We start from the raw sequence: 10,110 nt of genomic DNA, 5'->3' as shown, positions 1-10,110 counted from the left end.
CTCATAAAATTCTGCCGACTAAAGTCCACACTACAAGCGTGGTTCGTAGTGAGGACTTTAGTCCTCATAAAATTCTGCCGACTAAAGTCCACACTACAAACGTGGCGACCTATAAACCAAGTTTTTTGCCCAATTTCTGATTGTTTTTCCTGCTTTCTTTCCTGCTTGCTGCCAGCTTTCTTCGACTTTTTGCAGTTATTTCCACAAAAAAATCCTCATCTCTACAAATCAAATAGGATTGCTATATCAAACTATAGCAATCCCTAGGGGCTAATAATTAGACGAATGTGACATCTAACTAAAGGTAGATTGATTTTATATTAATTTAAAAAATTACCGCGATCGCAGCCTAAAAAACTAGCCGTCAAAAACTAATCAGAAATTTCTAATTGCGAGATTGCATAGCGGGCGACAGCCAAACCAACTCTCGCCTGTTCTATTTCCGACAATTGGGCCCAAGGTCTTCTACTCTCCATCACTACTTCCACCCCGGACGAATCAGCCTCTCGCATGGCATAAGCCAAAGGACGCGCCAACACCTGCAAATCTTCTTCAGTCCACTGAGGCAAAATATCTAACACGCACTCAACCATTTGGTCGGCTAAAGATTGATACTTAACAGTGGCGTTTTGGACGCTTTGAGTGATGGAAGCCAGAAAATCTTGAGGCACGATCGCAAATTTTTCGCGCAAAGACTTTTGCAAAGCAGTCGCCAGCCAAACTTGTTCTAATTGCGCGAATAAAACTTGCGACTTCTGGGCAATATCGCTGTCGCTGAAGGAATCAGACAGGGCAAATTCTTGCTCTAGATCGGTTAAATAAGATTCTGATTCAAGCTGTGCGGGATTCCAAGGATAAGCAACATCAGTCTGAACTATTGTGGTGAGAAGTTCCATCTGCGCCTGAGTTTGCGAGTCGCGAAAATATTGAGAATCAGGAGATTGGGTAGCCATGATGTAATACCTAAGTAGTTCAAGTAAAATACAGAAGGTGGACTCTGCCAAGTGCTAGTTGCCAGTGGTGAGTAACTGTTTTAACTTCAGACTTGAGACACGGCGTCGAGAACTTTGGTGTCCCGATCGCCGATTGCCTTCATTACCTACACCCGCACCTTAATTAGTTCCGCAATCAGTCTCACTGTAGCCCGAAGTTTTTGGAACCTCAATAGTGAACTCAAAAATCTGACCTTGAGAACTGCCAAATTTTAGCTGAGTACCCGATTGCAGCAGCAGTTCTTGGTGGTGAACTCTCACCCATCCCTCCGGCCCCAAAACCAGAGTCCCGTAGCGAGAAAAATCGCGCAGGAAGTAGCTAGGTTCTTCTCGGCTATCTCTGATGCTGTTGCGGCAGAAAATCTCGGCGTGTTTTTGAGAAACCCACTGTTCTCGAATCACTACGTCGTTTTCTTCCCAGCGTCCGACTCGAACCATACCAGCGGTAATCGGCCAAACCTGATTGCCAGATTCGCTAGATTTGACATTTGGTCGATCGCGCCCCCGCAAGTAAGCGCAAGACGGCAAACGTCCCAGCCAAGTAGAAGAATTCAACGGGAGTTCAGTTTTTAGGTCATCTACCGGTTCAGTTAGTTGACCGTCAAACTCCGGGTGCATATACAGTACGGGCAGAGTCCAAGCCGGTTGATTGAACTTGTAAAGTGTCAGTAGCTGCTGTCTGGCGACGGCGACGGCGCGATCGACCGACATCCGCCCGGCCAAAGCTTGGGCAAAAGTTTGGATAAAACTCAGGGCCTCGCGATCGGCGATCGAGTCCCGCATCCCCAACACCGCCGGCACCCCGTGATGGATCAGCACCTCAGCCAAACTGCTGCGGGCGATCGCCTGTTGTGGGCCGTTATTTGAATGCAGCCTCTCCACCGCCGGCTGAGCTCCCCAGCAGGCATTAAACACCGCCAGCGTCACGCGGCATCGAACCAAAACCTGAGCCAGTTCAGTACCGTTAATCGCCGTGTCCGGCCCCAAAAACAGCAAGCCCCCGTCCGGGCCAGGTATGCCGTGGCCGGCGTAAAACAGAATGTTATAAGCTTGCGTTTCCAGCCGAGAAATTAGTTGGGCCGGAGTAGGTTCGATCAGAGTATCAACGCGAGTCGCAACGCTGATGTCGAAATATTTACCGCTGTCATCGGTTTGAAAAGCACTTTCGAGAACCCCAGCTAGGACGACTGCTTCTGCTTCCAACCGCAAATGACTATTATTGCCCCGGTCAAATTCAGAATTAGCACCGCGGCCGGGTTCTGCTTGTCCCAAAACGAGCAAAATGTTGAGGGAATCGGCAGGACGCAGGGGCGGCAAAGGCTCAACATTGCTGGTAGTGCGGCTGAAAAGCAGTTGCTGCGACAGAGAAATGGCCGGTTGACCGGCTTGAGGCTGCATAATTTCCCAAGGCAAGGCAATTAAATACGGTTCGCGCAAGTCTATGCGGACTCGCAGGGGCAGATTTTGCCCGATCGCGATACCTTTACTTTCCTGGAGACTGCCCTGAATCGGGCCTTCAAACAGCCACTGCCAAAGATCGATCCCCAAATGCTGCATCAGGCGGCTGCTGTAGCTAGGAGGTGGCGGTGCTGGATTCTGCTCGCCCCTCTCCACCAACCCCCCTTGACTGAGGTGGAGCGGCACAGAGGGCATAATTGGAGGCATTTGTAGCGATTGAGCAGTTCGTTTTTCAGTTTCTGCCAGTAGATTCTGGTTGTTTTGGGGCGAGACGAAACTGCCATCAGGATTGAGGGGCAATTCGTGAATTGTCCCTGACGGGGAAAACATTTCCTGCCAAGCTTTCCAGGATTGGGATAGGGTCGAAGGCCACATACAATCGTGGTGAACGTACCCGCTGGGATAGGGAGCTTGTAGAACCCAAGTGGCAAAATGGTTTGCCCCAGCGGTTCTCAGGCGAGCGATCGCTATACTGAGGCAAGGACTTTCAGGGCGCGCCATTCACAACTACCGAATCTGGATATAGGGATTGATCGAGTTTCTCTATTAGTAGTTTATCGGGTTTGGGGTGCGATCGAGTGCGCGACATTGCTTTGTAAATTTTTCATTTTACCTGACACCCAAAAATTTATCTAAATTGGGTACATCCACCCAAGTTCCCGTAGCATTTGACTCAGTAGTCAAATCCATCAACAACTGCGAGTAAACCCCTTCTTTCAGCGACGGTATCAAAGATTTCCCCGCATCAATTGCTTCAACCCACCTGTCTGCTACTCGAATAAAAGGTGCAATTCTCCCGTCTGGATAAACTTGAGGAAACTCCAATCTTTGAGGAATCTTAATTTCAGCTAAAGGTTCTCCAGCTTGGGAACCCCACAAACGAAATCCGTGTACGTAATCCTGCTGATTGTCGCTTCCCAAAACCAAAGTACCCTTACTCCCGTAAATTTCGACCCAATGTCCCCGCCCTTGATAGGTAACAGAACTCAAGCAAACTTGACATGGCGTTCCCCCGGCCAATTCCAGCATCAACGTGCAAGAATCATCGGCATCAACGGGTTTTAACTTTCCCGAATCATGGGGATCGGGCCGCGCCGCAATTCCTGTAATCAATTGCCCAGAAAGCCTCTGCACGGGGCCGAACAGCCAGCTAATATAATCAAAAACGTGGGAACCTGTCGCGCCCAAAACTCCGCCACCCCGCTCTTTTTGGGCGTACCAATTCCAAGGGCGAGTTGCATCGGCGCGGCCGGACACCAACCAATCAATTTTAATTAAACGCTTTTCTCCTACATATCCTGCTGCTAATAATTCTGCTAGCATTTGCCATGGGGGGATGAAGCGAAACTCAAAGTCCATGGTGGCAATTGCTGCGGTTTGAGATTCACTGTTTGCTAATCGGTAAAGTTCCCGGGCTTCATTAGCTGTCAGGGCTGTGGGTTTTTCTAACAATAAATGTTTGCCTGCTTCTAGGACTGTTTTTGCCATTTCAAAATGCAAAAATGGCGGCGTGGAAATGCTGACGCCCGCTACTTCTGGGATCGCTACTATATCTGCGATCGAGTTGCAAGCGTAGGGGATGTTGTGGGCGGTGGCGATCGCCTGAGCTTTGTCTAAATTCCGGTGATAGACAGCCACAACCTCTGTCCGGTGGTGTGTCTGAAATCCGGGAAGGTGTACTTTTTGACCGAAACCTGTACCGACTACTGCAACGCCTATTTTTGACATGATTTAATAATTGGGAATTGGGATTGGGGATTCAGTCTTTGATTGAGAACTCAACCGCAGATTGAAGGCAGATTAACGCAGATAATTTTAAGATAGGAAAGCTTCGGAGTGCAATGTTGTCTGCTCGTACACAAGCTAGCCCATATATGAACTTCTGAAATTATTGTTGAATACTCCGGGTTTTTGGTTATTTCGTTAAAAAATTTGTCTTAAAAAAGTAACTATTACCTATTGATTTTCCTGGATTATCGGGATATATTTATATAATAATGGGAGTGGTGACTTAAATTTAAATTTTGTCACCACTCCCATTATCCTATAATACCTTTTCAGATTCTCAAAGTCAAGCTTTTTACCCTAAAAAAAGGGCGATTTTTTTTGTTATTATCAAAAAAAATTGACCGATGACTAATTCTCCGCTATTAGATCCTAACTTTTAGCTCCTGGCTGGGAGACTGTCCATTCAATTACTTGTTTACCCAAACTAACGCCGTCAAATAAGTCAATTTCTCTAATCCCTGTAGGGCTGGTGACATTAACTTCGGTGAGATAACCGCCAATGATATCAATGCCGACAAAGTACAGTCCGTCTCGTTGCAGCACAGGTGCTAACTGAGCGCAAATTTGATGTTCGCGATCGGTAATTTCTGTTTTTGCGACTCGGCCACCGACAGCCATGTTGCCTCGGAATTCATTGCCGGTGGGAATGCGATTGACTGCGCCGATCGGCTTGCCGTTCAAGAGGATGATGCGTTTATCTCCGTCTTTTGCTTCGGGCAGATAAGTCTGCACCATCACTGGAATTTTGCCTTGTTGAGTGCTAATTTCAACGATGGAGTTGAGATTGCGATCGCCCGGTTCCAAGAACAAAATCCCCTCGCCAGCTTTGCCGCCCAAAGGTTTAAGAACTGCCGCTCCTTTTTTCTCCACAAATTGCCGAATTACCTGCTTGTTTTGAGAAACAATTGTTTCGGGGATCGCTCCCTCAAATTGCAAAGCATACATCTTTTCATTCGCCGCCCGCAATCCTTTGGGACTGTTAACTACCAAAGTTTTAGCGGGATCGATGCCGTCTAGAAGATAAGTCGTGTAGAGGTAGGGAACGTTGACTGGGGGATCGGTACGCATAAATACTGCGTCCATTGCTTCGAGAGGTTGCAAAGTTGGCTGTTCCACCTCGTACCACACTTGGGCTGCTTCCCAGCGTCCCTCTACTTGTTTGACTGGGGTGAGGGCTACTTTAGTCAACATTGCCCAGGTTTTGCCGCCGATGATGCTTAATTCGTTGGCTTGAGTCGCCCAGACTTCGTGACCCAATTCTTGAGCTGCCTCCATCAGCGCTACGCTGGTATCGTGTCCTGGAATTAGTCGATCGAGCGGATCGATGATGAATGCAAATTTCATGGTGAGTTACAATTCAACAATGGTCGTAGAAAATTCTCGCAAAATATAAGATTCAAGGACAAATGCTTTATTTTGCTAACAGGGGATCGAGGAGGCCTCGAGCATCGAGTGCGTGGAGGTCGTCGCAGCCGCCTACGTGTTGGTCGTTAATGAATATCTGGGGCAGGGTGCGGCCTCCGTTGGCTCGATCGGTCATTTTATCTCGTGCTGCGGCATCTCCGTCAATTGCGTACTCTGTAAATTCAACCCCTTTTTGCTTCAGCAGTGCTTTAGCACGAATGCAAAACGGGCAGGTTCTCCAAGTGTAAATTTCTACTTTAGGTGTCATCGGACGCTCACACAATAACAATATTTTTTTATTGTAATCTTAACCAATCTTATTTTAATTTTTATATATAGCAACCGCGCCCGAGGGTTACGAAGTTCTCGCATTGAACTTTCCCCATGCGATCTACTGCTTCTGACTTCACGGCGTTCTATCGCTAAACTCTTCTTCCTTCTGCTCCCAGTGCACCCTGCAAGCTGTAAGGTAATTATGAATACATTTTTTAGGATTTTACCTAAAAACAAAAAAACACTCGCGCTTCTAGAAACGGAGAGATGTTGAAAACAAGCAGCAGCTTCGGCCTGCTTACCGTTGCTGACCGACCTGCTTGTTTCGTTTTCTGGCGGAACAGATGATTCCTGCGCCTGTCAGCAGGAGTGCTACCACAGTACCCGGTTCTGGGATTGTTGTTGTCCTGATGACGGGGGGGTTTATGTAGTTTGGCAATATCGGCGCGGGCACCGGTATCAGCGAAGGCGCTGGCGATGGCGATACAGGTGGTATGACCTGTATGTCCGGCGTGGGTAATATCGGTATCTCGGTTACTGTTGGTGGTGGTGATTGAACTACCGGCGGTTCCGCCACTACGGGCTCTACTATTAGAGGCGTTGGTGATTGGACTACCGGGACTTGCGGCACTACGGGTTCTATTATCGGTGCTGGTGATTCGACTGCGGGCGCTTCCGGTACCGCGTCTCGCGCGGATGTTGGTGATGTCGGTACTGGTTCTGGTACGGGTGTTGGTGATGTCGGTACTGGTTCTGGTACGGGTGTTGGTGATTGCGGGCTGAGGGAATTATCGGGGACGCAGGCACTTGAATAGTTTCCGGGCCCGCACACATCGACTGCTGCTGAAGCCGGAGGGGCGGCAGCTAGATAGTAGAACCCTGTTGCCATTGTGGCCCAGAGTCCAATTGCTAGTTTTGCCAGTGGCGTACACATAACTATTTAGTTAAACAGTGGTAAAATCGGAGAATAGAAATAGTGCTAGAGATTAGCGCTGCACGGCGGGCATTGATTTTAGAGTTTTTACCATAAATTGAGGTTTTCTCTCCCGGACGCCTGTAAAAGATAGTATAGCGCTTGAGGCGATCGCCCAAACACTTTGGTCGTCTTATTTTCTTTCACCCTAGTGGCGTAGGGTGGTTTGCACCGTCTGGCAAACCGTCTGGCAACCTCTCAACCAACAGCCCTTACAGCTATTAAGCAAGAGAGTCTTTACCTTGACCGCCGCCTCAGCGCAGTTAATGATGTAACCGATCGCCAACTAACTCTGCTGTATTCTAATTGGCAATCCACAATCTGACTCTTCTTTTATAGTCTCATGCTTCGACGAGATCTGTCCTCAGTATATGTACGTGTATTCCCGAATGTCAACTACTGAAAAGGAATATTTAAGTATTTACCGAGGGTAGAGGGCGTATTGAATGAGCTGAGCTAGTCGATCGCGGAGGCTTTCGATCCCGAGACCTTTGGCGGCAGAAATAAATACGGCTTGAGGAAACTCTTCTCCGGCGAGAGCGAGAGTATCTCCATCTACGGCATCAATTTTGTTAAACACTACAAGGGCTGGCCCGGGAGTTACGGGCATATCTGTCAAAATATTCATGACCGATCGAATTTGGCTCTGCCACGCGGGATGAGAGAGATCGACGAGGTGCAGCAAAGCATCGGCATCTGTAACTTCTTCGAGGGTAGCCCGAAAAGCGTCGATCAAGGACGGGGGCAGTTCGCGAATAAAGCCGACGGTATCTGTGAGGACGATCGACAGCGGTTCCCCGGTAACGGCGCCCGGAATCCTCAGCTTGCGGGTGGTGGGGTCGAGGGTGGCAAACAACTGGTCGGCGGCGTAGACCTCAGAATTTGTGAGCAGGTTGAGCAGAGTCGATTTACCTGCGTTTGTGTAGCCGACGATCGCGACTGAGGGTACGTCGTGGTGGTGCCGGTTCTGCCGCAGCCGGAAGCGGTGGGCGAGGAGTTGATTTACTTCTTGCTGCAATCTTGAAATGCGTTTGGCGATCGTCCGCCGTTCGGTTTCGAGTTTAGTTTCCCCGGGGCCTCTGGTACCGATGCCGCCGCCTTGTCTCGACATTGCTTGACCGCGACCTGTCAGGCGGGGCAGGCTGTACTCTAGCTGAGCGAGTTCGACTTGCAATTTACCCTCGCTCGATCGCGCTCTTTGGGCGAAGATGTCGAGAATTACCTCCGTGCGATCGACTACGCGGATACCGATCTGAGTTTCCAAATTGCGTATTTGTGCGGGGGACAGGTCGCGATCGAATACCACGAGGTTAGCGCTAATCGTCTGAGCGGTGAGGGAAATTTCTTGAACTTTACCTTCGCCGACGACTGTCTGCGGGTGGGGGCGCGATCGTTTTTGGCGCACTGTTTGCAGTACCTGACCTCCGGCGCTTTCCACCAGCCGCGTGATTTCTGCGAGTCCGTCCTCAAAATCCAGCAGAGTCATCTGCTGAGTCATTACACCCACCAGCAGCACTTTATCTTGGTCTGCATCGACCTGCTTGGCGACAAACTCTGCTTGAAAGTCTGCTTCGAGTCCTTCCACCAACTCCAGAAAGTCTTGGTCTGCGAGGTCGTCCAAACTCAGAGGTTCTGATATTTTCCAGGGAAAGTTTTGAGTTTTGATGGGTGAGTTTTGAATTGAAAGCTCTTCTATTTCATCAGTTCGATCGGTTGCAGATTTTTCTAACTGAGCGCTCAACACAGAGAACTCAAAATTTGGCCGGTCTCCCTGGGGTATCAAATGAGCGAGATAAGTTTCTTGAATGTAACCCGTCGCACCGCCGCCGCGGCGCTGAAATCCTCCGCCGGTCAGCGTCAGCCAAACGAGAGCGTCCAAGCGCTGAATTGCCATGGCGGTGAGGGCTGCTTCGCTAGGGATTTCCGGCTTGAGGTGGGTGGCGATGCAGCGAATGCCGCTGAGGCGACCTCCCCCGTAGCGGGGCAATTCTAGGGGCGCAATCTGCGTTTGGCGGGGCGTACCGACGCCGACGCGAATGACTTGTCCGCGGCGGTTGATGTAGGTGCAGATTGGTTTGTCGATTTCGGTGCTGATGGCGGCGACGCGCTGGGCGAATTCTGCCGTGGTGATGCGATCGCCCGGTAGTCGCTGGTGGTACAGCTTTTCGAGTTGCTTGAGCTGGCTGGACTTTAAACCCTGAAGATTGCCGTAGATGGTTTCGATAACTGTTTCTCCCGATCGTTCTATCTATCTCCTATTTTAGTTAACTCCCGGGCGATCGTGTTCTGTTTTGGGGTTGAAATTGACTAATTTTTTTTTCCTGTAGCTTCTCGCGGCTTCAGTATTGTCCAGTCACAACGGGCGTTATTTGTCGCAGCAGGGCTCCGCGAGCTTTTCACAGCAGCCCTCTCTACTTGCAGTTGTCTTTAGTATCTACAGATACAGGCGAGCCCTTAAAAAATCTCCAGTTACAAAAGTTAACACATTATTTGGGTCTCAAAATCCTCCTTTAGACTTGTGTGTATTTTGCGCCTATCGACAGATAGCAAACTAGAAATTAGGTCGCTACGATGATAAGCGAAACATTGTTAAGGAATGTAAAAACATGGAAACCCGTCCTACTAACTTACCTCCAACAGCTAATGCCTACAACGGCAAAGATCGGAACGCCTTTCTGTTTGGCTTAAACCCGCAAGCAGAACTTTGGAACGGTCGCTTAGCGATGATCGGCTTCTTAGCTTATTTGCTTTGGGACATGGCTGGATATAGCGTTCTGCGCGACATACTGCACTTTCTGCCTACCTACATCGCTCGCTAAAAATGAGCACTCTTTCCTGTCTGGCAGCATGAAGAAATGCCGCAACTGCCAGACAGGCTAAAAGTTACAAATGGCAGCCAGTAGGGTTTTGTCCCTTTGTATCTTTCGTTACTTTTGAATGGCATTAAAAGACTTCTTGCTGTGATTAGATGATTGCGGGTGGGGGCGGTGGCATTGGCGCGGTGAATATTGAGAGTAAAACAGATATTGATGGCGTCAAGGCTCTCGCCCCTGCTGTATTTTTGGCAAGAAATCTCACCGACAACAGGGCGAAGGCATCTAAATTTAATCTTAACAGAATATAGTATATTGGAGAAGAATTATTGAGTAACCACAAAACATTTAATTAGGGTTTATCTGTATGAAACTCAAACCTAAAATCACCATTGCCGACCATTTTTAT

Annotated in this window: 10 protein-coding genes; 3 read left to right on the top strand and 7 right to left on the bottom strand. The window is 48.8% G+C overall.

Going from position 1 to position 10,110, the window contains the following annotated elements; translation table 11 throughout:
- Positions 1–371 precede the first annotated feature (371 nt).
- From JGK39_RS30350 to hflX, 7 genes are all read right to left on the bottom strand, one after another.
- Positions 372–953 carry a hypothetical protein gene (locus tag JGK39_RS30350; RefSeq protein ID WP_293261463.1) on the bottom strand — a complete coding sequence of 194 codons (582 nt, stop codon included), beginning with the start codon at positions 951–953 and terminating at the stop codon, positions 372–374.
- A 159-nt stretch (positions 954–1,112) separates the two neighbouring features.
- Positions 1,113–2,951, bottom strand: coding sequence for a CHAT domain-containing protein (locus tag JGK39_RS30345; protein ID WP_293261460.1), 1,839 nt, complete (start codon positions 2,949–2,951; stop codon positions 1,113–1,115).
- A 108-nt stretch (positions 2,952–3,059) separates the two neighbouring features.
- On the bottom strand, positions 3,060–4,178 hold the full coding sequence (locus JGK39_RS30340) for a Gfo/Idh/MocA family oxidoreductase (RefSeq protein WP_293261457.1): 1,119 nt from the start codon (positions 4,176–4,178) through the stop codon (positions 3,060–3,062).
- 429 nt (positions 4,179–4,607) lie between these two features.
- The gene (gshB, locus tag JGK39_RS30335; protein ID WP_293261454.1) at positions 4,608–5,582 is read right to left on the bottom strand and encodes a glutathione synthase; all 975 of its coding nucleotides are present in this window, start codon (positions 5,580–5,582) and stop codon (positions 4,608–4,610) included.
- Positions 5,583–5,649: 67 nt separating this feature from the next.
- A complete protein-coding gene (grxC, locus tag JGK39_RS30330; RefSeq protein WP_293261451.1) occupies positions 5,650–5,910 on the bottom strand; it encodes a glutaredoxin 3 in 261 nt (86 codons plus the stop codon).
- Positions 5,911–6,213: 303 nt separating this feature from the next.
- Entirely contained in the window at positions 6,214–6,804 is a 591-nt protein-coding gene (locus tag JGK39_RS30325; protein WP_293261448.1) for a PEP-CTERM sorting domain-containing protein, read from the bottom strand.
- A gap of 505 nt (positions 6,805–7,309) precedes the next feature.
- Complete coding sequence (gene hflX, locus JGK39_RS30320; protein ID WP_366049130.1) at positions 7,310–8,959, bottom strand: GTPase HflX; 1,650 nt, start codon at positions 8,957–8,959, stop codon at positions 7,310–7,312.
- On the opposite strand from hflX, the gene JGK39_RS30315 reads away from it, so the two are divergent.
- From JGK39_RS30315 to JGK39_RS30305, 3 genes are all read left to right on the top strand, one after another.
- Entirely contained in the window at positions 8,952–9,089 is a 138-nt protein-coding gene (locus JGK39_RS30315) for a hypothetical protein (protein WP_293297880.1), read from the top strand. The genes hflX and JGK39_RS30315 overlap by 8 nt on opposite strands.
- Before the next feature lie 405 nt (positions 9,090–9,494).
- The gene (locus JGK39_RS30310) at positions 9,495–9,707 is read left to right on the top strand and encodes a chlorophyll a/b-binding protein (RefSeq protein ID WP_293261442.1); all 213 of its coding nucleotides are present in this window, start codon (positions 9,495–9,497) and stop codon (positions 9,705–9,707) included.
- 149 nt (positions 9,708–9,856) lie between these two features.
- Entirely contained in the window at positions 9,857–10,012 is a 156-nt protein-coding gene (locus tag JGK39_RS30305) for a hypothetical protein (RefSeq protein ID WP_293308860.1), read from the top strand.
- Positions 10,013–10,110 lie beyond the last annotated feature (98 nt).

Source organism: Microcoleus sp. PH2017_12_PCY_D_A (assembly GCF_020738565.1).
Lineage (GTDB): Bacteria > Cyanobacteriota > Cyanobacteriia > Cyanobacteriales > Microcoleaceae > Microcoleus.
This window is presented reverse-complemented; position numbering and strand designations above follow the sequence as displayed.

Bases quoted from the DNA above. Each gene is read 5' to 3' on its own strand.
- JGK39_RS30340 (WP_293261457.1), bottom strand. From the start codon at position 4,178: ATGTCAAAAATAGGCGTTGCAGTAGTCGGTACAGGTTTCGGTCAAAAA.
- grxC (WP_293261451.1), bottom strand. From the start codon at position 5,910: ATGACACCTAAAGTAGAAATTTACACTTGGAGAACCTGCCCGTTTTGC.
- JGK39_RS30345 (WP_293261460.1), bottom strand. From the start codon at position 2,951: ATGGCGCGCCCTGAAAGTCCTTGCCTCAGTATAGCGATCGCTCGCCTG.
- JGK39_RS30305 (WP_293308860.1), top strand. From the start codon at position 9,857: ATGATTGCGGGTGGGGGCGGTGGCATTGGCGCGGTGAATATTGAGAGT.
- JGK39_RS30310 (WP_293261442.1), top strand. From the start codon at position 9,495: ATGGAAACCCGTCCTACTAACTTACCTCCAACAGCTAATGCCTACAAC.
- gshB (WP_293261454.1), bottom strand. From the start codon at position 5,582: ATGAAATTTGCATTCATCATCGATCCGCTCGATCGACTAATTCCAGGA.
- JGK39_RS30325 (WP_293261448.1), bottom strand. From the start codon at position 6,804: ATGGCAACAGGGTTCTACTATCTAGCTGCCGCCCCTCCGGCTTCAGCA.
- JGK39_RS30350 (WP_293261463.1), bottom strand. From the start codon at position 953: ATGGCTACCCAATCTCCTGATTCTCAATATTTTCGCGACTCGCAAACT.